The sequence below is a fragment of the Ructibacterium gallinarum genome (assembly GCF_014982785.1).
Classification (GTDB): Bacteria; Bacillota; Clostridia; order Monoglobales; family Monoglobaceae; genus Ructibacterium; species Ructibacterium gallinarum.
Genome location: NZ_JADCKB010000019.1, coordinates 38,223 through 60,947 on the forward strand (window position 1 = coordinate 38,223; position 22,725 = coordinate 60,947).

Here is a 22,725-nt window from a genome sequence, read left to right on the forward strand (position 1 = left end):
GCCGCAGTTTTTTTGCGGCAGGCCATGCCGCCGAAAATCAATAACTTTATCTCAACGATAGCGTGTATTTACCATCTTACTGAATGCTTGCATACCATTCATTTGCTTCTTTTTCCAGCTGTTCTCCGCCTGCCTTCTTCCATTTTTCTACAAACTCGTCAAAATATTCGATTGGCTCATCTCCGGTAATAATGGCGATGTAGGTTTCTGAGACAATTTTATCCAAATCTGCCCCGTAACGGCTCTGAGATGGCAGAATGGTCTTTAATTCATTGCGCAGCCCGTATTCCATGGCTTTATTATCCTCTTCCCATTGGAGAAATGCTTCATCACCGATCTTATCCCATTCCAAAGACTTAACCAGCTGGAATACAGTATGCCCCCCGATTTTTGCACGTTCAGTATATTGCTCATATTTGGGATCAAGATATTCAATACGTCCTTCATCGTCAAATTTCCAATGCACGCCCTCAATACCATTATTGGCTTCTAAAGAATTCTGACGGCTGGTAAATCCAAGCTGATTGATGATGTCCAGAATTTTGGCCAGTTTGTCAGGCTGATCTTTCAACTGCGCACCAAACCCTATTGTTGTATTGGTCGTGCCTACGATATTCCCCTGATCGATCACTTTGCTTCCATTAGGGCCGGTCAGCGGCACACCCAGCCGCAGGCTGTCAGCCGCCGTAGGATTTAATTTCCGAAGTTCCTTCCGATTATCTCCTTCCCAGTCATTCTTTTCTTTGCCGTTTTCAAACTTGGGTTTATAATGCCAATCTTCTCCGCTGGCAGTAAAACCAACTCTTCCCTCTACAAAAGGTTTTGACATATTACTGCCGCTGACTTGCCGCTCATCCATAATAAATTCGGGATCCAGCACGCCATCTTGATACCACTTTCTCAGCAGAGCAAGTGCCTCTTTCATTTCTGGCTGAATATTGCAATACACCAGTTTACCGTCCCGCTCGATCCAATAACCATCTGCCATGCCGTATGCCCCATAAACTGCATGCAATCCGCTGTTGGACATACCATAGGTATCATCTTTTCCGTTGCCGTCCGGGTCCTCTTTGGCAAATCGGTACATCAAATCTTCAAATTCTTCCAGCGTATCGGGCAGATTTTCTACACCCATTTTTTCCAGCCAGTCCCCCCGATAAACCAGCGGCCGACGGGCAGGGTCTGCCAAGCTGGGGATTCCGTATAAAACGCCGTCTACAGAACGATACTTAAAAGCATTGGGCTCCATACTCATATAATAATCATACATCTCCGGCGCACAAGTTTTTAAAATCTCATCGGTCAGCGGCGTTAAAATACCATCTTTGCCATATTTATAAAAAGCTGACAAATCCGGCGTCCAAAGCACATCCGGCACATCCCCGCCGGCAATCTTCAGCCCCAGTGTTTCTCCATAATTAGAAGGATCAATATTCCAGACATCAAATTTTACATTAAATTTCTCGTTCCAATAATTGACCATATCCGCATTTTCTTCTACCGGAGAACCAATCCACGCTGTCCAGGAAATGGTATACTCCTTATCGTCCTGCGCCTGATATTCAGAAATATCTTTTGCAGCTTCCGTATCATCACTGCTGCCGCCGCAGCCTGCAAGACACGTCCCTGCCAAAAGCACTGCACACGCTATCGCTGTTCCCTGCTTTAAAAATTTCATCATTATAAAAACTCCTTCCTTTTGTTATCCGGCAGATCATATCCTTCCTGCCGGAAAATATATCAATGATTTTATTTACATACAGTTTTTCTATGGGCTCTTATCCTTTCAAAGAACCAACCAAAATTCCTTTCACAAAATACTTCTGCAAAAACGGATATACCATAATGATTGGAATGGTGGTGACCATGATCGTGGCCGCTTTGATATTTTCCGGATTCACAATCTGATGGAAATTGTTTGAAGATGCATTGGGATTCAGCATCTGAGCTGTTCCCTCCAGCACAATTCGCCGCATTACCACCTGCAATACCTGGAGGCTAGGCTCTGTATTATAAATCAGAGCATCAAACCAGGCATTCCAATGTCCCACCATAGACCACAATGCAATGGTTGCCAAAATCGGCTTTGACATGGGGATCACTATTCTAAATAGGACCAGCATTTCATTTGCTCCATCGATCAGAGCAGCTTCTTCCAAAGATTCCGGCAGGGACATAAAAAAGTTTCTCATAATGATCATGTTATATGTACTGATCGCTCCCGGTATAATAAGGACCCAAAGCGTATTCAATAGATGCAGTTTTTTTATCAGCAAATAAGATGGGATCAATCCCCCGCTGAAAAACATGGTGAATATCACCAAGCCCATCCAGAAAGTTCTGTGCGGAAAATATCGCTTGGACAAAGGATATGCTGCAAAAACTGTCATGATCAGATTGACAGCGGTTCCCAACAGCGTCCGCAGAAGAGCGTTTTTAAAACCAACTGCAATATCTTCATTTCCCAAAACTTTACCGAAATTTTCAAGCGTCGTTCCTTGAGGAATAATACTGAAAGACAAACTGGAGATCTCCGGTGAACTCAAGGAACGTGCCAGCAAATACAAAAACGGATAAACCATGCTGGCACAGATCAGCAGCATAATTATAACATTAAAAATCTGAAAAATTTTCTCAGCTTTTGTTCTGTGATACATTGTTTCACCTCCTGTTTAAATTACCAGATTCCATATTCACTGAATCGTTTGGTTATATAGTTGGCTGCCGCCAGCAAAACAATAGCAATGATATTCTTAAATAAGCCTACTGCGGTCGAATATCCATATTCATTACTGATAAGTCCCACGCGGTAATTATATGTACTGATAACATCACCCACAGAATAAACAGCTTCATTATATAAATTAAAAATCTGATCAAAATCATCATTGATGACGCCGCCGACTGCAAAGATGAACATAATGGTCATGACTGGTATCAAAGAAGGAATGGTAATATGGAGCACCTGTTTCCATTTTCCTGCGCCATCCATGATAGCCGCTTCATATAATTCCGGATCAATGCCGGTCAAGGCCGCCAAGTAAATAATGCTTCCCCAGCCGACACCTTTCCACAAGGAAGTAACAACCAAAACGGAACGGAACCATTTTACATCTGCCAGGAAAAAGATTGGCTGGATTCCCATACTTTTTAGCACCGCATTGATCGGACCAGAGGATGGGGAAAGCAACTGCATAAACATTCCCCCCAGTACGACCCAGGACAAGAAGTATGGCAGATAACTGATGGTCTGTACCACCTTTTTAAATTTCCGATTCCAAAGCTCATTCAACAGAAGAGCAAAAATAATTGGCGCCGGAAAGCCTGTGATCAATTTATAGAGACTGATCAAAAGTGTATTGGTGAACACCTGTACAAAACTTTCACTGTGGAACATCCGCTCAAAGTTCTCAAATCCGATCCAGGAACTTCCGATGATCCCCTTTGCAAAATTATAATCCTTAAATGCAATGATGACTCCATACATGGGTACATAACAGAATATAATGTAAAAGACCACGACTGGGATAAACATCAAAGAAAGATATTTATATTTCCAATACCCATACAGTCCGGATTTCTTCCAAAAACTCACTTTATTCCCGCAGGATGTTCCGGAACCGCATTTGGATTTCTTTCTCACTTATCTCATCCTTTCTTAAATTGATTTTGGTAGCGCTGTCTGGTTTTGCTTTAATTTTATTTTAAGGGATACTGCTGTAATTTTGCAATAGCAATCTTTTCATATGGTAGAATTTTTTTAGACAATTCCCGGTTTTTTTGGTATATTTGCAATAATTTGTGATGTTTTTAATAAGTTTCTATTGCAAATTTTACTACTTCATATTATGCTAAAGATAGTAGCGGAACGCGACAGCGTTCACTGTGTCTTTGGTTGCTTTAAGAACGAAAAATTGGAGGGAAAGAAATGAACCTATGCAAACAAGCCAAGGCGACCTGTTATAACCGCCTGACCCGGCTCCCGCTGGGATCTGTTACTGCCAGCGGATGGCTGAAAGATCAACTTCTGCGTTCCAAAGAAGGAATGGGCGGACACCTTGGTGAATTGGAACCACATCTTATTGGAAAGCCATTGACCACAGGGCAGTTAGAAGAAAAAATGAATCCCCGGCTCCGTGCCGGGTGGTGCGGAGAAATTTCCTCTACCTATTGGAATGGTTTGATTGAACTGGCGTTTACATTGCGAGACAACGACTTGATTACCATGGCAGGAGAATGGGTCGACGGTGTTTTGAACAGGCAGAGAGAGGATGGCTATATCGGCACCTATCGGGAAAAAGAACACGACATCTATGACGATTATAACGCCTGGTCCACGGCACTTCTTCTGAGGGCTCTGTTATGTTATTATGAAGCAACAGAACGGGAAGATGTACTGCACGCTGTTCATCGCGCCTTGCTTTGGTTTGTAGAAAACTGGACAAAATTCAGTTTTTATGCCGGCCCAGGATTGATCGAACCAACACTGGCAGTTTATATTCTGACCGGAGATAATCGGCTTTTGGAATATGCCCTTGCATTTGAAGAATGGTTAAATCAAAATACTTTATGGCCCAACAGTACAAAAATCTTTCAAAAAGGACATGCAGATTTTAACTCAATGCACGCAGTCGCCTACGGTATCGATGTCATACTGCCGGCTCTGCTCCACAGTGCTGTCAATGCCCCTGAGAAACTGAACGCTTCCCGCATAGGCCTGGAATCCCTGATCCAAAACTGTATGATGCCTCACGGTGGCATATCCAGCAATTTTGAATACCTTTCACCCAAGGTAACCAACCACGAGACCGAATACTGTAATTTTACCGTTTATGCTTATACCTTTTCTTCTATGGCCATGGTCACCGGGAAGGCTCATTACGGTGACTTGGTGGAACGAATTGTGTTTAATGGAGCACAAGGCGCCAGAAAAAAAGATGAAAAAGCCATTGCCTATATGTCAGCAGGCAATCAGCTGTTTGCAACAAAGCGTTCTTCTTCCTTTGGTCCTGAAGAAGATATGATGGTGTATGCTCCCAACTATCCCATTGCCTGCTGTCCGGCTCATTCGGTTCGGATTATGCCGGAATTTGTACGCCATATGTGCATGACCGATGAACAGAACAATCTATATTTTATTACTTACGGTCCCTGTCATATCTCATATGAAGGAATTTCTCTGCATGTTACAACCGAATATCCCTTTCGGGACACCATCCATTTTCAGTTTGAAAATACGTCCGGCAAATCCTTTACCCTGTTTTTACGGGTTCCAGACTGGTGCAGCGAACCTTCTCTACTTGTAAACGGCTGTAAACACAGCGCAGAAGTCAATGCAGATGGCTTTTTGGAAATTGACGGCATTTGGGAACCATCAGATTCGATTACCCTGCAGCTTCCTATGAAAGTTCATACATCAGTGCTTTCAGACAACAACCATAAACATCCTGTTTTTATAGAACGCGGGCCTCTTGTATTTTCTAAAAAAATAGACTTTATGTGGTATGAAACCCAAGAACGAGGCTATACCCCGCTGCCGGAAGGATGGCATTGGTATGAAGCTTCTGCAAACGTGAATTTTCTGCACCATGAAGCACAAAAAGCATTTGATTTCAACTATGCCCTGACGGGAAAAAAATTGGATCAAATAACAGTAACAGAAACTGCCTATACCTATCCATGGGAGGAAGCTCCCATTGTTTTGCAAATAACAGCTGAGAAAGCAAAGCATATGTTTCCCCCATATCCAATCAAAACACATGATCTATATCAAAATCCAACGGACACCGACGGAATAGAAACGCAAATCGAACTGGTACCATACGGATGCACCAATCTGCGCATCACCTATTTCCCGACTGCCGTTTCAAAGGAGGATGTTTCATTATGAAATCACTATTTCGTTTCTTTGCCCTTTTCCTGAGCATGGTATTCATTGTTACGGCAACCCTCCTGTCTGCTTCCGTTTACGCAGACGACCTGATTATACCCACCCCCGATTCAGACCGAACCGTATTTTATCAAACAGATTTTGAAGACGGTCATGTTTTGGATTGGACATCTTCTGCCGGTGACCCTGTATTAGTTGATGACACGATGGGCAAAGCCTACTGCGTACAGGGCTATGATTATCTGGAAGTAGAAAATGTTAATTTACTCAAAGAATTCAGCGTAGAGTTTAATGCAAAATTTAATACCGAACCGATTGGTCAGGCCTGGCCGGGAGTATATCTAAAATCCATGGGACAGCCAACAAGGTATGAATTTTTCTTTGAAAGTGCCCCGGGTCAAGAATCGGTAAATCTGAAAAAAAATCTCCTGGGGACCGTTGCTTCCTCACCGTTGAATTTTCTTCCTGATACCGATCAATGGGTGTATCTTAAGCTGGATATTACCGGTGACACAGTTTCAGTTTATTACAACGACACCACCACACCGGTCCTGACGTATCAGGATCCGTCTCCTCTGGACTCTGGCCCTTTAGGCTTTTTCCTGGGCGGCTGCAAATATTATTACATTGACAATCTTTTAATCACCACACCAGAGCCCTTTGAGCCAGAAGTCATCCCGCCACATACCGACAATCAGTCCGGGGGAATATACATGGACTTGAATTTTGAAAACAACAACATGGCACCGTTTATTGATGAAAACGGCGGGGCCAGTACCATTGAAGAATATGACGGGAACCTCGCCCTTTCGGTAGGCCAAACCGTTACGGCCGGTGACAGAAGCTGGACCAACTGCTCTTATCAGTTTGATTTTACTCTGCTGAACCGAACGCTGACCCCAGATTCGTTTGTCCCCATAAAATTTGCTGTAAAAGATGACAAAAACTATTATTCCCTGCTCTTCAGCAATATAGGGAACAGTATTGATGTTTATCAATGTGTCAATGGCGCTGAAACCTGGATTGGCCAATGCGGCATCTTTCTTGGCACGAACGAAACCAAACATTTTCGGATCGATACTGCTGAAAATCAGATTATTATTTATATAGGCACACTTAGCTATCCGCTGGACCTAAGCTGGCCTTCCATGCAGTTAGAGGTTTTAGATACCTTCTCCGGCGGTCTGTCCTTTACCCGGCCGGCGGCGGCAGAAAAAATGCTGGTAGACAATGTCAAGGTGTCCAATATCCAAAAACTCGGTGAAATCGGGCCGCGTCCTGATCCTGTCCCTCTTCTTGAACCAGTAGAAAACCCTGCGGACTCATGGACAGACATTGACGGCCACTGGGCAGCTGACGATATCTCCTATCTGGCCAGCCAAAACATGCTGTCCGGATATCCTGACAGCCTTTTCCGGCCGGAAGATTCGGTGGCGGTCAATGAATTTATCAAAATGGTTTTGTCTGTTTTGCAAATCAGTGTGCAAGCATCAGAAGAAACATCATGGGATGCTCCCTATATTCAGGCAGCAGAAAAAAACGGGTTGATTGGACAAAATGACTTTTCTGATTTTGACCGTCCAATCACCCGTTATGAAATGGCCCGTATCATCGCAAAAGCGCTAACCTACCGCGGAGAAACGCCAGATGCTTCTGTCCCCTCTGCCGATGATGACCCGGCATTTCAAAACGATGTTGCCGCCGTGCGCAGTGCCGGGATCGTGACGGGATATGAGGACGGCCTGTTCCACGGGGAACAAAACGCCACCCGGGCAGAAGCCTCTGTCATGATGAATCGACTGCAAATCCCCGGCCGGCGCATCAAACCAGGAACGGTCAATGTTCATCCCGAAGAATATCCCAACGCATTCCGCAATCCATTAAAAGGGTTCCGGGGCACCGTGGGCGACAAATATACTGCTGTTACAACAGGAAGCTTTAACTGGGATCAATTAGAAGACAACGTCAATGATGGTGTGGACAAATTCATAGCCGCCTCTGATGAAGCATGGAAGGACTATCCCGCCTTAAATGTTAAGGTCATTCCCAGTGTAGTGCTGGAATGGCCCGGCGATCCCCATTGGCCCTCTGACCTGACAGACGGAGATTATACCAGTTTGGAATTCCAGCAAAGGCTGGACAATTTCATTCGCAAGATGGGAGAGGCTTGGGATAACGATCCCCGTGTCGCCTATGTCCGTGTAGGCTTGATCGGACTATGGGGAGAAATGCAAAGCCCCTATCCCTCATTTGAAGTGCAAAAGGTATTGGGGAATGCTTTTGACAAATATTTTCAAAATAAAAAGGTACAAACCAATATCATGGTACGTTTTGGATATATGATAGAAAACAAGGTCGGCATTGGCTGGGATTCTTATGGACATTGGGGCAATCAACATGTATTTGACTTTTTCGCATCAGATGAAAACAAAGATATCTGGAAAAAATACCCCATTGGCGGCGAAACTGCCTTTGACTGGGGCGAACCAGTCGGGAAAAACCCCAATGACGCTGTAGCAAATTATCTGGACCGTTATATTGAAATTTTCCGCTTTACACATTGTACATATATTGGCTGGATTTCAGAGTATAACAAGACAGACCCTACCACAACCGCTAACGCGGCTGAAATACAAAAAATTCTGGGATATCGCTTTGTGCTTGACCAAGTCAACTATCCCAAAACCGTTAATCCCGGCGAAACCATGGAAATCAGCTTCAGTGTCAAAAATACGGGGTCCGCTCCCATCTACTATAACTGGCCGGTGGAAGTCAGTCTTTTAGATCCGCAGACCCGTCAGCCTGTTTGGTCAGATACCTTTAAGGATCTTGATATCACCACATGGCTTCCCGACGATGATTATAGCTATACACCGCTTTACAGTGCAAAAGGGAGTTTTGTCATACCAGAAGATCTGCCCGCACAGGAATACATTCTTTCCCTTTCTATTTTAGACCCGGAAGGCGGTATGGTTCCATCCGTAAGATTCGCCAATAAAAATTATTTTAACGGCGGCAGACATCCTATCGGACAAATCGGAATCGGAACCGCAAATACCAATCCTATTCTGAGCAATGACAGCTTTGATGACATTGACAGCGATACGTCATTATACTATGTTTATAAATCACCTTTATCTTCCAGCGTTTCTTAAAAATCGCAGATAAAGGAACGGGGCTGCCGCTTGTGAGATCTTACTCACAAGCGGCAGCCCCATTTTTTTCATTTTATTTTCCATAATATGCTTTTTTGTAGAGCTCTTCCAATTCAGATACCAATGGCATTCTGGGATTTGCTGTGGTACACTGATCACCAAATGCTTTATCTGCCAAATCCGGGATAATTGCCATGTATTCTTTTTCGTCAAGTCCGCATTCTTTCAGACTCATCGGCTCGTTTAATTCCTTCATCAAATCACGAATGGCTTTCACCAAAGATTTCACACCTTCAGCCGTTGTCTTTGCCGGCAAGCCCAAAGTCCGCGCAACCTCTGCATATTTCTGATCTGCTATAAACGTTTCATATTTCGGGAAAGACATAAACTTTGTGGGCTTCTGGGCATTATATTCTACGACAAACGGAAGCAAAACTGCATTGGCACGTCCGTGCGGAATATGGAACTCACCGCCCAGTTTGTGGGCAAGAGAATGGTTAATTCCAAGAAATGCATTTGTAAATGCCATACCAGCCATACAGCTTGCGTTGTGCATCTTCTCACGCGCCAGTTTATCACCTTTATAGGATTTGGGCAGGTATTCAAATACCAGCTGAATAGCCTTCATTGCCAAAGCATCGGTATAATCAGATGCAAATACCGATACATAGGCTTCCAGAGCATGAGTCAAAACATCCATACCGGTATCCGCTGTAATGCCCGCAGGAACGGTGTATACATATTCCGGATCGATAATCGCAATATCCGGCGTCAATTCATAGTCAGCCAGCGGATATTTCATATTAATTTCTTTATCAGAAATAACCGCAAAAGAAGTTACCTCGGAACCCGTACCACTGGTGGTAGGAATACAAACCATCTTTGCCTTTTTGCCAAGTTTCGGGAACTTATAGGAACGTTTCCGAATATCCATAAATTTAATTGCCATACTCTGGAAATCAGAATCAGGATATTCATAGAACAGCCACATACCCTTTGCAGCATCCATAGCACTTCCGCCACCCAGTGCGATAATCACATCTGGCTGGAACGCATCCATTGCCTCTTTTCCCTTCATAATGGTATTCAAAGACGGATCTGGCTCAACCTCAGAGAAAATTTCGCAGTGTACATAATCTTCCCGTTTTCTCAGATAGTACAAGATTTTATTAACATAACCCAATTTTACCATAGAAGGATCGGTAACAATAAACGCCTTATGGATATTTGGCATTTTCTCAAGGTATTGGGTAGAATCTGCTTCAAAATAGATTTTCTCCGGAATTTTAAACCACTGCATATTAACCCTCCTCTTAGCAACTCTCTTTACGTTAATCAGATTAGACGTGGAAACGTTTTGGGTTGTGGAATTGTTTCCGTAACTTCCGCAGCCAAGAGTCAAAGAAGGCATATTTGTGTTATAAATATCACCGATAGCACCATGAGAAGACGGCGCGTTTACCAAAATACGGCTGGCTCTCATCTGAGTTTCAAATTTCTTAACAACCGCGTCATCGTTGGTATGCACAACCGCAGAGTGACCTAAGCCACCGAATTCCAGCATCTGTTCCGCGCGCTCAATTCCTTCGTCTACGCTATTGACAACATAGTATGCCAAAACAGGACTAAGTTTTTCGTGAGACAACGGATAGTCAAGCCCTACCCCTTTAAGAGGAACCATCAAAATTCTGGTATCATCCGGCACCTTAATTCCAGCAATTTTCGCAATTTTTACCGCAGACTGACCTACAATTGCCGGTTTAATTGCAACCTTAACCGGATCGTACATCGCCTCTTCCAATTTTTTAGCTTCTTCTTCGTTTACATAATAGCAGCCATTGGCTTTTGTAAATTCTTCAAATTCTTTTGCGATTTCTTTATCTACAATTGCTGCCTGCTCAGAAGCACAAATCATACCATTATCAAAGGTCTTGGACAGCATCAGATCCGTTGCTGCACGCTTAACATTAGCAGTTTTTTCAATATAGCAAGGAACGTTACCAGCACCCACTCCCAAAGCCGGTTTACCAGCGCTATATGCAGCCTTTACCATTCCAGGGCCGCCTGTTGCCAGAATCGTAGCTACACCCGGATGATTCATCAGCGCATTGGTTGCTTCAATCGACGGATATTCAATCCACTGAATACAATATTCCGGTGCGCCTGCTTTGATGGCAGCATCTCTTACCACTTTAGCTGCTTCTACGCTACACTTCTGGGCATTGGGGTGAAATCCGAAGATAATCGGGTTTCTTGCTTTGGTACAAATAATGGACTTAAACAAGGTGGTAGACGTGGGGTTGGTCACCGGAGTAACACCGCAAACAACACCAATTGGTTCTGCAACCATTTCATACCCTTCATAGTCGTTCTCAGAAATCACGCCTACTGTCTTTTCATTTTTAATACTATGGTAAATATACTCTGTAGCAAAGATATTCTTCGTCATTTTATCTTCATAAATACCTCTGCCGGTTTCTTCTACTGCCAGTTTTGCAAGCCGCATATGATCAGCCTGCCCTGCCAGTGCCATTGCCTTGACAATTTCATCAATTTGCTCCTGATTCATGCTCATATAAGCATGCAATGCTTTATGGGCATTTTGTACCAGTTCGTCCACCATAGCCTGAACATCAATTTTTTTCGTTTCAGCCATTTTACCATACCTCCGCAAATTATTTTTATATGGATTTATTTTATCCTGTTTCTTGTCCGGCTAAACCTCTTTCATTTCTGCTGCCGGAAATCCTTTCAGAGAATTGTTAATTTTTTAACACATCCTCTGTTTATCATTATACTATTGTGTTAAAAAAATGTCAATCTCTTTTTTTAAAAAAAACAAAAATATTTATACAAAAAATCAGAGCTTCCTTTTAACACTCTTGTATAATTTGAAAAGACGTCTTGCTATTTCCCTGAAATTAGGATATAATAATGATGCTTAGTTAAAATAAACGTGACGGCGGGAGTTTTCATTATGAACAAAAAAATTTTTTGGCGGTTTAATATCATTGATTTGATTCTTATTGCAGTCATAGTGCTTAGCCTAATTGCCTTGCTTTACAAAGTCACACAGGACGCAGGCGAAGAAGAACTGCATTTTTACCGTCTTACCTATATTTGTCAGGAAGCACCGAAAGAAATTTTTGAAGGAATTAGTCCAGGTATTCCCTGTGCTGACGGAGATTACGGCACACCTCTGGGAAATATAGAGTCAGTGGATACGGATAACACTGCGCCAACAGAGGGATTTCAAAAAGCGATCTTTATTTCTGTGGCAGAAGGACGAAAAGCCGACCACGGAATCATGATTGGAGATGTGTTGTATTTGAAAGGAAAATATTTTAACCTGATGGCAGGGGACTCGATTTTTTCGGTTTATTTATCCGCTATAGAACCTGTCCCAGATCCTGATGAAGAATAAAAATAGAATAGGAGCGAAAAATGAAAGACGACATTATATATGGTAGAAATCCAGTCATTGAAGCGCTGGAAGCCGGAAAAACCGTCATAGACAAACTGCTAATACAAGATGGCCTGCGACATTCCCAGCTGGGATATATCCACCACCTTGCAAAGGAGAAAGGACTGCGCTGCCAGACCGTGGATAAGCGCAAACTAGATCAGCTTTGCGGCGGTCAAAACCATCAGGGCGTAATTGCCCTGACAGCAATACATACTTATGCCGAGATTAGTGACATATTGGCGCTGGCTAAACAACGTAAAGAACCACCATTTTTGGTCATCACAGAAGGAATTACAGACCCGCATAATCTGGGGAGTATCATTCGTACTGCCAATGCTGCGGGTGCACACGGTGTGATTATACCCAAAAACCGTAGTGTGGGTCTCAACGCAACCGTTGCTAAAGTTTCAGCCGGTGCAGTGGAATATACATTGGTAGCACGGGTAACCAATATTGCCCAAACACTGAATAAACTAAAAGATGACGGCTTATGGATCGTAGGAACTGATCTTTCCGGAACGCAACGGCACGATGCCTGCGATTTGACCGGGCCTATTGGTATTGTGATTGGTAGTGAAGGCGCGGGGATGAGCCGACTGGTTCGCCAAGCCTGTGACTTTTTAGTAAAAATCCCCATGGTGGGAGAAATAGAATCGCTCAACGCCTCTGTAGCAGCCGGGATTTTACTTTACGAAGCGGTGCGGCAAAGAAGACAGGAGGAAAAATAATATGCGTATTTTGGCGATTGGAGATATTGTTGCCGAAGACGGCAGAGAATATGTTTACAATCATTTGAATCAAATCCGAAAAAAATATCATATCGATTTTTGCATAGCCAATGGCGAAAATGCAGCCAATACCAACGGCATTACAGCAGATATTGCAAACACTTTGATTGAACGTGGGGTAGATGTCATCACCATGGGCAATCACACCTTTGCAAATAAGGAAGCTTCGATTGTCCTGGATGAAAATCCCAATATTATTCGCCCGCTGAATTTCCCGTCCGAATTAGAAGGAACTGGCTATGTCATCAAGGACACCGGAACAACACGTATTGCAGTGATTAATCTCATTGGCCGGGTAAATATGAGTCCTGCCAACTGCCCTTTTCATGCTGTTGAAAAAGCACTAAAGGAAATTGAAGCAGATATTTGTATTGTTGACATGCATGCTGAGACAACCAGCGAACGTATCGCTATGGGACATTTTTTAGACGGCAAAGTCAGCGCGGTATTTGGCACCCATACCCATGTACAAACGGCAGATGAGCGTATTCTGCCAGGCGGGACCGGCTTTATCAGCGATCTTGGTATGACCGGAGTAGAGGATTCTGTATTAGGGGTTCGCAAAGAAATTATTCTTGATTTCTATTATTACAGTGGCAAACGTTTTCGGTTCGAAAAAGCAGAAGGCATTGTTTGGTTTCACGGATGTATTTTTGATGTGGATCCTAAAACCGGAAAAACCACCGCTGTACAGCGGCTTCGTTTTTCCTCTGAGGAAAAATTTTAGGATAAGGAGCAAACAATGATTGAATATCACAATCAAAATCGAATTTATCTGCAATCAGAACCATTGCTGCGCACCAACTTGGTCGCACATGGATTTACCGGTCGGCTGGGCGGCGTCAGCACAGGAAAAATTACCGGACTGAATTTAGGCTTTCGCGTCCAAGACAATCCGGAATCCGTCAAGGCAAATTACCGGCTTGTAGCTGAAGATCTTCAGCTTAATTTTCACAATATGGTGCTAGCCAAACAAACACACTCCGATCATATCCGCATTGTAACAAAAGACGATGCCGGCAAAGGCCTAACTCGTCAAAGTGATATTGAGGATACGGATGGACTGATCACAAATCTGCCAGAGATTCCGTTAGTTGTGTTTTCCGCTGATTGCGTACCCCTGCTTTTTTTAGATCCAAAACAAAAGGTTATTGCGGCCGTTCATGCAGGCTGGCGTGGAACTTTAAAAATGATTGCAGGAAAAGCAATACAAAAAATGCATCAGTTTTTTAACTGCGATCCTTCAAATATTCTTGCGGCCATAGGCCCAAGCATTGGGCCATGTTGCTGCGAATTCGATACAACAGATGCATCGTTATTTCCCTCTCAATATCTTTCGCAGCAAGAAAACAACAAGGTTTTGGTCGACTTATGGGCTATGAACCGGGATCAATTAATAGAACACGGCGTTCCATCTCAAAACATTGATACCAGCAGAATTTGTACCATCTGTCATGCCAATCAATATTATTCCTACCGCACTCACAAAGAACGCACTGGCCGGCAAGGTGCTGTCATTATGCTGCGCCCTTAGCGCCGCAGGAGGTATATATATGAGCCGCAGGATTATTCACCTGGATATGGATGCTTTTTATGCATCCATTGAAGAACGCGACCATCCCGAGCTTCGCGGGAAGCCTGTTATCGTAGGAGCCCCCCCGGGAAGCCGGGGGGTTGTTTCTACCTGTAACTATGAAGCCCGAAAATATGGTGTACACTCTGCCATGAGTTCTGCCGAAGCATATCGGCGCTGTCCTCAAGCAGTTTTTGTTCCATGCCATTTTGCAAGGTACAAAGAAGCATCTGAACAAGTACATGAAATTATGCAGCACTATACTGATCAAATCGAATTTCTATCTCTGGATGAAGGCTATATGGATGTTACTGGCAGCGAACGCTTTTTTGGTTCTGCGGAAGATATTGCCCATAATATTCAACGACAGGTTTATGAAACCGTGCATACCACTTGCTCCGTAGGAATTGGGTATAATATGCTGACGGCCAAATTAGCCAGTGAAGAAAAAAAGCCCCGTGGCTTTTTTGTGATTCATACGCCAGAGGAATTCTCTCTGCTTATGGACAGTCGTCCGGTCAGCGTTTTATACGGCATTGGAAAAAAGACCCAGGAACGATTATATCGTATGGGCATCCATACGATAGGGCAGCTGGCACATACGCCAGTTTCCCGGCTGCAAGTCTTCGGCCATTTAGGACAAGAACTTTTGAATTACGCCCACGGTATTGATGAGCGCAAAGTCACCCCCAATGCTCCGCCAAAATCAATAGGAAAAGAAACCACTTTTTCCCGTGATATCACCGATCAAAGTATTTTATCTGATACTCTTCTTCTCCTATGCCGACAGGTCAGCGACCGCTTAAAAGCGAAAAAATTGATGGGCCGCACAGTTACATTAAAATTAAAATATGCAGACATGCACAGCATAACCCGATCGTATTCTGATAAACCAATCAGTCAAGCTAATGACATCAATCGTACAGCACAATATTTACTTAATGAACTTCATCTCAATCACACTCCGGTAAGGCTGATTGGCGTCACAGTGGGCAATTTAACCGACACTAGCTATGAACAACTATCCTTTCAGGATATGAATATCTCCCGGAAAGAAAGAGAAGAAAAACTGGATTCTGCTTTTATGGAGCTGCGTAACACTTACGGACTGGATAAATTAAAAACCGCACGGGAAATGCTGGCAGAACAACATCTTTCCGCCGAACAGCAAAAAATGATAGGAGACAAAAAAGCAAAGTCTTCTCCAAAATAATATTATTGATACTTTATTATTGAATAAAAGGATCAAGCGCTTAGAAAGGAATAAAAATATGTTTTGCGCAAAATGTGGAAAAAAAATAAATGATAATGCATTTTTTTGTAATTTTTGTGGTACACAAGTGCAACGAAATACGAAAACAAACGTCTCCCAACACCAAACACCTTTCATAGGCCCTTTCCGGAGCCATAGATACAAACGAGAATTAGAAATTGCCCAAAAAAAGATTGATGAACTCAACGCCATGCTGACTCCTGAAATGCGAGATGTATATCATTTAAATAATTTAAAACTGACATTAGAAAGTGAAATAAGAGTCTTACAAAATAAATTAGAAACGGATACAGCAGTACTTGATGCCAAACTTTCTAACCTCCACAACCTTTTTAGTCCAGCAGCCAAAAACTCAATAAGTTTTTGGCTGCTGGACTCATTTAGTGAAACGAAAAAGACTACAGACAACACATTACACTCCGTAAAGGGAGAAAAATATCCGGTTTGCAGTGAAATACAATAGATTTTGAAAATAATCGATATATTTAATTTTTACTTTTTACAACCCAATTTTTCTGCCGCTTTAACAAACCGAAGAACATCTTCAGGGGCATCAAGACTATAAAGCAAACCATAAGGAATACTGTAATCCCAATTAACCGGAATAGAGATTAAACCGGGATGCACATCCTGCCAGCATTCAATGGTAAGCAAAACATTACCCGTTTCCGCACAACGATTAAACACCGATAAATCATAAAACTGCGGTGTATCTTCAATATGAATTTGAGGATGATTTTTTTCTAAATCATTACGGATAAAATCATTAACGCCGGAATCTCCACGGCTGACCATCATCAAAGTTTCGCCATATAAATCTTCAATATCAATACATTTTTTAGATACAAGATGATGTTCCCTTGATACTGCTATCATTTTTTTATACCTTCCAAGAGGTAAAAACTGGCACAATGACAGCCATGCTTTAGAGTCACAAACACCGATTAAAAAATCAAATTTTTCTCCCAATTTTTCAATTTCTGATAATATCCCTTCATGATTGTCTTCAAATGGTACAAGATGCAGCTTGTAATCAGGGAAACTTTGGTTGACACGATACCACAGATCCATAAACGGTTTGGCTGGATTCAGCAAAGAGGTCCCAACACAGAAGGTAGTATCATAAGTATGCGCTGCGGCATGGGCAGTGTCAATTGATTTTTGGGAGTAATCAATCATATATTTTGCAGACTGATAAATTACTTTGCCAGCAGGGGTTAGACTCACGCCTGCTGGTGTTCGCTTAGTCAGCTTCAGGTTCAAATGATTTTCCAGCACATTCATCTGTTTCATAACCGCTGTCGGGGATATATAAAGATGCTCTGCTGCTTTGGTAAAACTGCCAAAGTCCGCAACGGCTACCAACGTATTCAACATGGGATTGTACATACTCCACCTCCACGGATCGGTATAAACCATAAGTTAATACCATAATAACATATTGGAAATTCCATGTCAAGATGATTTGTGCTACACTGTAAGCAGAAAGCAAGATGGAGGTATAGAAAATGGCAAAGGCACTCATTGCATTTTATTCCAGAGCAGATGAAAATTATGTAAATGGTATGATTAAAACATTGCCGATAGGCAACACAGAGATTGCGGCAGGTATTATCCAAGCGTTGACAGATGCAGATTTATTTAAAATTGAGCAATTAAAACCATATTCCAAGGATTACAACGAATGTATTGCACAAGCACAGGCTGATCAGCAAAGAAATGCCCGTCCCGAATTAAAAAAATATCCAAAAAACCTTGATGGATATGAAGTAATTTACCTCGGTTATCCCAATTACTGGAGTACAATGCCTATGGCTGTGTTTACCTTTTTGGAACATTTTGATTTCAGCGGCAAAATTATTAAACCTTTCTGCACACACGAAGGCAGTGGTTTAGGCAGCAGTATGAACGATATTAAAAAACTATGTCCTACTGCTAAAGTAAAAAATGGCTTTGCCATTCGCGGTGGCAATGCAGAACAAGTAAAAAAAGATATTGAAAAATGGATTTAGGAGGAAGAGACGATGCGTATAAAAGAAATGAGCGTATTCCCAACAGGGAATAAAAATGAAGCTTTTGCCCAGTACTTTATTGGACAAAGTTATCTAAACATGCTTTCCACAAAGCAGGTTTCTATTGGGAACGTAACCTTTGAGCCAAAATGCCGAAATAACTGGCATATACATCATGCGGACAAGGGCGGCGGACAAATACTTCTCGTGACAGCGGGAGAGGGCTGGTACCAGGAATGGGGCAAAACAGCAAAAAAACTGAAGGCAGGAGATGTTGTTCATATTCCAGCAAATGTCAAGCACTGGCACGGCGCATCAGCCGATTCATGGTTTCAGCATTTAGCCATCGAAGTACCGGGCGAGAACTGCGAGACAGAATGGTGTGATCCCGTCTCTGATAATGAATATGAAAAATTATAAAAACGGAGGAATGAAAAAATGGCAAAAGTAACAGCAGGTAGAGATGAACTCGGCCAGTTTGCTCCAAAGTTTGCCGAGTTAAATGATGACATACTTTTTGGCGAGGTTTGGTCAAGAGAGGAGAAGTTATCCGCAAGGGACCGGTGCATAATTACTGTCACTGCCTTAATGTCAAGTGGTATTTTGGACAGCTCATTAAAATTTCATCTGGCTAACGCAAAAAAGCACGGTGTAACAAAAGAAGAAATTGCAGAAATACTTACACACACCGCTTTTTATGCAGGGTGGCCAAAGGCTTGGGCAGCGTTTCGCATGGCCAAGGAAGTTTGGGAGTGATTAAAAAAGAAAAATATATTGATTATTTCGGCAAGGCCCGAGAAAAAACGGCATCTCTGTTATATTGTGTGACAGATTTGCACAGGGAGCAGCAGATGTGATTGTATTTGCAACACCGATATACTTTTGCACAATAGATGGACAGATGAAAACATCGATTGACCGTACCGTCCCACGGTATACGGAGGAGATCACAAATCAAGATATTTATTTTATCATGACTGCCGCAGACAGTGAAAAAACAAGCCTGACACGTACTTTGGAAGCGTTCCGCGGCTTTACAGAGGATTGCCTGTCCGGCACAAAAAAAGCAGGTGTTATATACGAGTTGGGGCATGGAAAGCTGGAGAAATAAAAGACACGCCCGCTTATGCTGAAGCTTATGAAATGGAAAAAAGCTTATAAACCCCTATAACAGTATGTTAGATATAAGAAATCAACCCAAAAAATAACGGAGGTAACAATAATGATGGAATTAAATTTAATATCAGACTGGGATAAAACCTTTCCTAAAAGCAACAAGGTAGACCACTGTAAAATAACATTCCATAATCGTTATGGAATCACACTTGCAGCGGATGAATATATACCAAAAAACGCAAAGGGAAAACTTCCTGCAATTGCGGTTTGTGGACCGTTTGGCGCCGTTAAGGAACAAGCTTCCGGATTATATGCGCAAACCATGGCCGAGAAAGGCTTTCTTACGATTGCCTTTGATCCATCTTTCACAGGAGAAAGCAGTGGTGAGCCGCGGTATATGGCTTCTCCTGACATTAACACGGAGGATTTTCAGGCAGCCGTTGATTTTTTATCTACACAGGAAAACGTAGATCCTGAACGCATTGGTATTATTGGAATCTGCGGTTGGGGCGGCCTTGCTCTGAATACAGCGGTACTGGATACCAGAATTAAGGCTACAGTGGCCTCGACCATGTATGACATGAGTCGGGTCAATGCAAATGGTTACTTTGATGCGGAAGACAGCGAAACTGCCCGGTATGAAAAACGAAAAATGTTAAACGCACAGCGGACTCAAGATTATCAATCAGGGATTTATGTACGCGGCGGAGGTGTAGTAGATCCACTGCCTGAAAATGCCCCTTTCTTTGTAAAAGACTATTATGATTATTACAAAACAAGCCGCGGTTACCACAAACGTTCTCTCAATTCCAATGAAGGCTGGAATATTACAGGGTGCATGTCCTTTTTAAATATGCCGATTTTGCAATACAGCAATGAAATCCGCAGTGCAGTGCTAATAATTCACGGAGAAAAAGCACACTCCTGTTACTTTAGCAAAGACGCCTTTTCCAATATGATAAAAAATAATGATTATACAGATAATAAAGAATTGCTAATCATTAAAGATGCAGTACACACTGACCTATACGACGGCGGTTTAAACCATGTAATTCCCTTTGACAAGATGGCGCAATTTTTTAACCAATATTTAAAATAAAAAACTACCATAGGAGATTGATTATGAAAAAATTTTTTTCATTCCCACCCTATTGCTTTTGTGTGCATTAACATCCAAAAAGCAGAAACCGATCATAAAACGAAAGATATAAGATGTCTTTCTAATTTTATAAAAAACTTTGCATAAACAGCATCATAACAATGCCTGGTATACCCAAAACCCCGCTTGTTATTGCCGTCAAAGGATTTACTGCCACATGCCATCCAGCAGAGCCTACTACAAGATTGAACAATAGAATTCCGCCTATTCCCAGCAGACAATGAAGGAATAACAGAAGCAGCCATTTAATTGGTTTTATAAACAAACGGCAGCATAAATACAACAAAAACAGTCCCAATAAGTACATGAAAACAGAACCCATATCAAAAACCATGGTATCCCTCCTCTGCTTCGCTCTTCATTCTGTCTTGATTCATATTTATGTCAGCAAAGGGACAAATATTACCCTTTGTCCCTTTTTTAAAAATATTTTCATAGTAAAGAGGGCTGCAATGCATTTGATATACGCTCTAAAACCGTTTTCTACACATTTTGACACAGATTACGCTTTGGCTAAAAGCCGTTTCAGGTCTGATACATAATTTTTCTGCATTCGCTTTAACGCACCTGTCACTCCTGCCGCTATGGCAATCCACAAACTACGAAACTGTACCGTTTCAGTTAATGTCAACCTAGTACCTCCGGATACGGTGCGCTCAAACTGTCCGCAGAAATGACCTTTGAGATTTTTATTATGAAAATCCATTTCATATACTTTGCATGTAATTTTATTAGTGATATAAAATTCCGTTTTTATGCCGTTTTTGGCCTTTTCTATAAACGATCTTCCGATATCAATCCACTCCACCTCAGAAATATCACTTCGCCACTGGTAATTGCGGTTATCGGTTACCGCATTCCATACCTGTTCTATTTCCGACCCAAGCTCTGCTGTCAAAACCGATGTTTTCATCTGTAATCCATCCTTTCCGGTCTGTTTTATTTATCATATAACAAATTGGAGTTTTTAGCAAGAAGTTCCATTCATTTTATAAGAAAAACTGTTTTATGTATGCAATGTCTCTTCTTTGCATATATTAAAACGGAACAGACTGGAGGAAAATCATGAAAAACAAATTTATTTTAATATATTTCGCAATTTTTTTCTGTCTGACATGGAACAGTATGCAAGTATGGGCCGCACCCAACATTTCAGCTCAGTCGGCCGTTGTTATTGAAAAAGAATCAGGCAGAATTCTATATGAAAAAAATGCAGAAAAAGAAATGCCCATGGCAAGCACCACTAAAATCATGACCGCTCTTTTAGCACTGGAAGAAGGAAATTTAGAAGATAAAATCACCATTTCCGCTACTGCGGCCGGCGTAGAAGGCTCCAGTATGTATTTGCAGGAAGGTGAGACCTTTACCCTAAAAGAATTGCTCTACGGGCTAATGCTTTCTTCGGGAAATGATGCAGCAGTAGCCATAGCAGAACATTTTGGCGGCACAGAAGCCTTTGTCAAAAAAATGAACGAAAAAGCATCGCAATTAAAGGCAAAACACACACATTTTGCAAATCCCAACGGATTACCAGATGACACCCACTATTCTACCGCGCTTGATATGGCAAACATTACCGCACAGGCATTAAACAATCCTGCTTTTTCGGAAATTACTTCCACACAAACCTACAAAATTTCCGGAGACGGAAAAGCAGTGTCTCGAACACTTATCAACCACAATAAACTTCTCAAACTTTGCGAAGGATGTCTCGGTGTTAAAACAGGTTTTACGAAAGCGGCGGGCCGCTGTCTGGTTTCTGCCGTATGCAGAAATAATATGACCTTGATTTGTGTAACCCTGAACGCACCAGATGACTGGAACGACCACTGCTCTCTATATGATTTCCTGTTTGAAACATACCATATGGAAACCGTAGTGCAATCCGGTCGTTCTCTTGGAACTATCCCCATTCTCGATTCTGATACTACTGAACTTACAGCCACTTCTGCATCTGATTTTTGCTATCCTCTACGCAGCGGAGAACAGTGCGTTACCAGTCTTACGCTAACGCCTGATTTAATTGCGCCCGTCTCAGATGGCACCGAATGCGGAAAAATTTCAGTCCTGCTCAATGGCAAGGAACTGGCTTCACTTCCATTAAAAATCGAAGGCAGTGCCGAGGCACGTCCGACTCTTAAAAAAATTCAATATAATTTATATGAAACCCTGAGCCGTTTCTATCAAAAGTGGCTAACGCTTTTGGGAACGTAAGTTTTCTCTTCCGTTTCTGTATGTTTTAGATAAAATGCACAAATTTTTGTTCCAGAACGGGGGCGCGGACTGGTGATGT

Annotated in this window: 21 protein-coding genes; 14 read left to right on the top strand and 7 right to left on the bottom strand. The window is 42.3% G+C overall.

Annotated elements, in window-relative coordinates; translation table 11 throughout:
• Window positions 1-76: 76 nt before the first annotated feature.
• The 3 genes from INF28_RS09225 to INF28_RS09235 form a co-directional block, all read right to left on the bottom strand.
• Window positions 77-1,681 (bottom strand): extracellular solute-binding protein, encoded by a 1,605-nt coding sequence (locus INF28_RS09225; protein ID WP_226393184.1) that lies wholly within the window; start codon window positions 1,679-1,681, stop codon window positions 77-79.
• A 97-nt stretch (window positions 1,682-1,778) separates the two neighbouring features.
• Window positions 1,779-2,657 (bottom strand): carbohydrate ABC transporter permease, encoded by an 879-nt coding sequence (locus INF28_RS09230; RefSeq protein WP_226393185.1) that lies wholly within the window; start codon window positions 2,655-2,657, stop codon window positions 1,779-1,781.
• 20 nt (window positions 2,658-2,677) lie between these two features.
• Entirely contained in the window at window positions 2,678-3,643 is a 966-nt protein-coding gene (locus INF28_RS09235) for an ABC transporter permease (RefSeq protein WP_226393186.1), read from the bottom strand.
• Between the two features lie 285 nt (window positions 3,644-3,928).
• Between INF28_RS09235 and INF28_RS09240 the strand changes: the two genes are divergently transcribed.
• Window positions 3,929-5,890, top strand: coding sequence for a beta-L-arabinofuranosidase domain-containing protein (locus tag INF28_RS09240; RefSeq protein ID WP_226393187.1), 1,962 nt, complete (start codon window positions 3,929-3,931; stop codon window positions 5,888-5,890).
• Window positions 5,887-9,045 carry a DUF4832 domain-containing protein gene (locus tag INF28_RS09245; protein WP_226393188.1) on the top strand — a complete coding sequence of 1,053 codons (3,159 nt, stop codon included), beginning with the start codon at window positions 5,887-5,889 and terminating at the stop codon, window positions 9,043-9,045. Before INF28_RS09240 ends, INF28_RS09245 begins: the two co-directional genes overlap by 4 nt.
• Before the next feature lie 73 nt (window positions 9,046-9,118).
• Here the strand turns inward: INF28_RS09245 and adhE are convergent, their stop codons facing one another.
• Window positions 9,119-11,740, bottom strand: coding sequence for a bifunctional acetaldehyde-CoA/alcohol dehydrogenase (adhE, locus tag INF28_RS09250; protein WP_318961755.1), 2,622 nt, complete (start codon window positions 11,738-11,740; stop codon window positions 9,119-9,121).
• 282 nt (window positions 11,741-12,022) lie between these two features.
• On the opposite strand from adhE, the gene INF28_RS09255 reads away from it, so the two are divergent.
• The 6 genes from INF28_RS09255 to INF28_RS09280 are packed head-to-tail and all read left to right on the top strand — an operon-like array spanning window position 12,023 to window position 16,608.
• Complete coding sequence (locus tag INF28_RS09255) at window positions 12,023-12,469, top strand: DUF4330 family protein (protein WP_226393190.1); 447 nt, start codon at window positions 12,023-12,025, stop codon at window positions 12,467-12,469.
• 20 nt (window positions 12,470-12,489) lie between these two features.
• Window positions 12,490-13,239: a 23S rRNA (guanosine(2251)-2'-O)-methyltransferase RlmB gene (rlmB, locus tag INF28_RS09260; protein WP_226393191.1), complete on the top strand. Its 750-nt coding sequence runs from the start codon at window positions 12,490-12,492 to the stop codon at window positions 13,237-13,239.
• Window position 13,240: 1 nt separating this feature from the next.
• Complete coding sequence (locus INF28_RS09265) at window positions 13,241-14,026, top strand: TIGR00282 family metallophosphoesterase (protein ID WP_226393192.1); 786 nt, start codon at window positions 13,241-13,243, stop codon at window positions 14,024-14,026.
• A gap of 15 nt (window positions 14,027-14,041) precedes the next feature.
• Window positions 14,042-14,833 (top strand): peptidoglycan editing factor PgeF, encoded by a 792-nt coding sequence (gene pgeF / locus INF28_RS09270; RefSeq protein ID WP_226393193.1) that lies wholly within the window; start codon window positions 14,042-14,044, stop codon window positions 14,831-14,833.
• Window positions 14,834-14,852: 19 nt separating this feature from the next.
• A complete protein-coding gene (gene dinB, locus INF28_RS09275; RefSeq protein WP_226393194.1) occupies window positions 14,853-16,085 on the top strand; it encodes a DNA polymerase IV in 1,233 nt (410 codons plus the stop codon).
• Between the two features lie 58 nt (window positions 16,086-16,143).
• The gene (locus tag INF28_RS09280; RefSeq protein WP_226393195.1) at window positions 16,144-16,608 is read left to right on the top strand and encodes a zinc ribbon domain-containing protein; all 465 of its coding nucleotides are present in this window, start codon (window positions 16,144-16,146) and stop codon (window positions 16,606-16,608) included.
• Window positions 16,609-16,637: 29 nt separating this feature from the next.
• Here INF28_RS09280 and INF28_RS09285 read toward each other — a convergent pair whose 3' ends face one another.
• Complete coding sequence (locus tag INF28_RS09285) at window positions 16,638-17,534, bottom strand: LysR family transcriptional regulator (protein ID WP_226393196.1); 897 nt, start codon at window positions 17,532-17,534, stop codon at window positions 16,638-16,640.
• 119 nt (window positions 17,535-17,653) lie between these two features.
• Between INF28_RS09285 and INF28_RS09290 the strand changes: the two genes are divergently transcribed.
• The 5 genes from INF28_RS09290 to INF28_RS09310 all read left to right on the top strand — a co-directional run bounded on the left by INF28_RS09290 (window position 17,654) and on the right by INF28_RS09310 (window position 20,372).
• Complete coding sequence (locus INF28_RS09290) at window positions 17,654-18,157, top strand: flavodoxin (protein ID WP_226393197.1); 504 nt, start codon at window positions 17,654-17,656, stop codon at window positions 18,155-18,157.
• A 12-nt stretch (window positions 18,158-18,169) separates the two neighbouring features.
• Window positions 18,170-18,577 (top strand): cupin domain-containing protein, encoded by a 408-nt coding sequence (locus INF28_RS09295; RefSeq protein WP_226393198.1) that lies wholly within the window; start codon window positions 18,170-18,172, stop codon window positions 18,575-18,577.
• An 18-nt stretch (window positions 18,578-18,595) separates the two neighbouring features.
• Window positions 18,596-18,913 carry a carboxymuconolactone decarboxylase family protein gene (locus INF28_RS09300; RefSeq protein ID WP_226393199.1) on the top strand — a complete coding sequence of 106 codons (318 nt, stop codon included), beginning with the start codon at window positions 18,596-18,598 and terminating at the stop codon, window positions 18,911-18,913.
• 64 nt (window positions 18,914-18,977) lie between these two features.
• Window positions 18,978-19,268: an NAD(P)H-dependent oxidoreductase gene (locus INF28_RS09305; protein ID WP_404815156.1), complete on the top strand. Its 291-nt coding sequence runs from the start codon at window positions 18,978-18,980 to the stop codon at window positions 19,266-19,268.
• Between the two features lie 111 nt (window positions 19,269-19,379).
• A complete protein-coding gene (locus tag INF28_RS09310; protein WP_226393200.1) occupies window positions 19,380-20,372 on the top strand; it encodes an alpha/beta hydrolase in 993 nt (330 codons plus the stop codon).
• 127 nt (window positions 20,373-20,499) lie between these two features.
• Here the strand turns inward: INF28_RS09310 and INF28_RS09315 are convergent, their stop codons facing one another.
• On the bottom strand, window positions 20,500-20,766 hold the full coding sequence (locus INF28_RS09315; protein ID WP_226393201.1) for a pro-sigmaK processing inhibitor BofA family protein: 267 nt from the start codon (window positions 20,764-20,766) through the stop codon (window positions 20,500-20,502).
• Window positions 20,767-20,934: 168 nt separating this feature from the next.
• On the bottom strand, window positions 20,935-21,345 hold the full coding sequence (locus INF28_RS09320; RefSeq protein WP_226393202.1) for an SRPBCC family protein: 411 nt from the start codon (window positions 21,343-21,345) through the stop codon (window positions 20,935-20,937).
• A 152-nt stretch (window positions 21,346-21,497) separates the two neighbouring features.
• Between INF28_RS09320 and INF28_RS09325 the strand changes: the two genes are divergently transcribed.
• Complete coding sequence (locus tag INF28_RS09325) at window positions 21,498-22,646, top strand: D-alanyl-D-alanine carboxypeptidase family protein (RefSeq protein WP_226393203.1); 1,149 nt, start codon at window positions 21,498-21,500, stop codon at window positions 22,644-22,646.
• The last annotated feature ends 79 nt before the right edge of the window (window positions 22,647-22,725 follow it).

Coding starts and splice junctions, on each gene's coding strand:
- INF28_RS09225 (WP_226393184.1), bottom strand. CDS start 1,681: ATGATGAAATTTTTAAAGCAGGGAACAGCGATAGCGTGTGCAGTGCTT.
- INF28_RS09230 (WP_226393185.1), bottom strand. CDS start 2,657: ATGTATCACAGAACAAAAGCTGAGAAAATTTTTCAGATTTTTAATGTT.
- INF28_RS09240 (WP_226393187.1), top strand. CDS start 3,929: ATGAACCTATGCAAACAAGCCAAGGCGACCTGTTATAACCGCCTGACC.
- INF28_RS09245 (WP_226393188.1), top strand. CDS start 5,887: ATGAAATCACTATTTCGTTTCTTTGCCCTTTTCCTGAGCATGGTATTC.
- INF28_RS09255 (WP_226393190.1), top strand. CDS start 12,023: ATGAACAAAAAAATTTTTTGGCGGTTTAATATCATTGATTTGATTCTT.
- rlmB (WP_226393191.1), top strand. CDS start 12,490: ATGAAAGACGACATTATATATGGTAGAAATCCAGTCATTGAAGCGCTG.
- INF28_RS09265 (WP_226393192.1), top strand. CDS start 13,241: ATGCGTATTTTGGCGATTGGAGATATTGTTGCCGAAGACGGCAGAGAA.
- pgeF (WP_226393193.1), top strand. CDS start 14,042: ATGATTGAATATCACAATCAAAATCGAATTTATCTGCAATCAGAACCA.
- dinB (WP_226393194.1), top strand. CDS start 14,853: ATGAGCCGCAGGATTATTCACCTGGATATGGATGCTTTTTATGCATCC.
- INF28_RS09280 (WP_226393195.1), top strand. CDS start 16,144: ATGTTTTGCGCAAAATGTGGAAAAAAAATAAATGATAATGCATTTTTT.
- INF28_RS09285 (WP_226393196.1), bottom strand. CDS start 17,534: ATGTACAATCCCATGTTGAATACGTTGGTAGCCGTTGCGGACTTTGGC.
- INF28_RS09290 (WP_226393197.1), top strand. CDS start 17,654: ATGGCAAAGGCACTCATTGCATTTTATTCCAGAGCAGATGAAAATTAT.
- INF28_RS09295 (WP_226393198.1), top strand. CDS start 18,170: ATGCGTATAAAAGAAATGAGCGTATTCCCAACAGGGAATAAAAATGAA.
- INF28_RS09300 (WP_226393199.1), top strand. CDS start 18,596: ATGGCAAAAGTAACAGCAGGTAGAGATGAACTCGGCCAGTTTGCTCCA.
- INF28_RS09310 (WP_226393200.1), top strand. CDS start 19,380: ATGATGGAATTAAATTTAATATCAGACTGGGATAAAACCTTTCCTAAA.
- INF28_RS09315 (WP_226393201.1), bottom strand. CDS start 20,766: ATGGTTTTTGATATGGGTTCTGTTTTCATGTACTTATTGGGACTGTTT.
- INF28_RS09320 (WP_226393202.1), bottom strand. CDS start 21,345: ATGAAAACATCGGTTTTGACAGCAGAGCTTGGGTCGGAAATAGAACAG.
- INF28_RS09325 (WP_226393203.1), top strand. CDS start 21,498: ATGAAAAACAAATTTATTTTAATATATTTCGCAATTTTTTTCTGTCTG.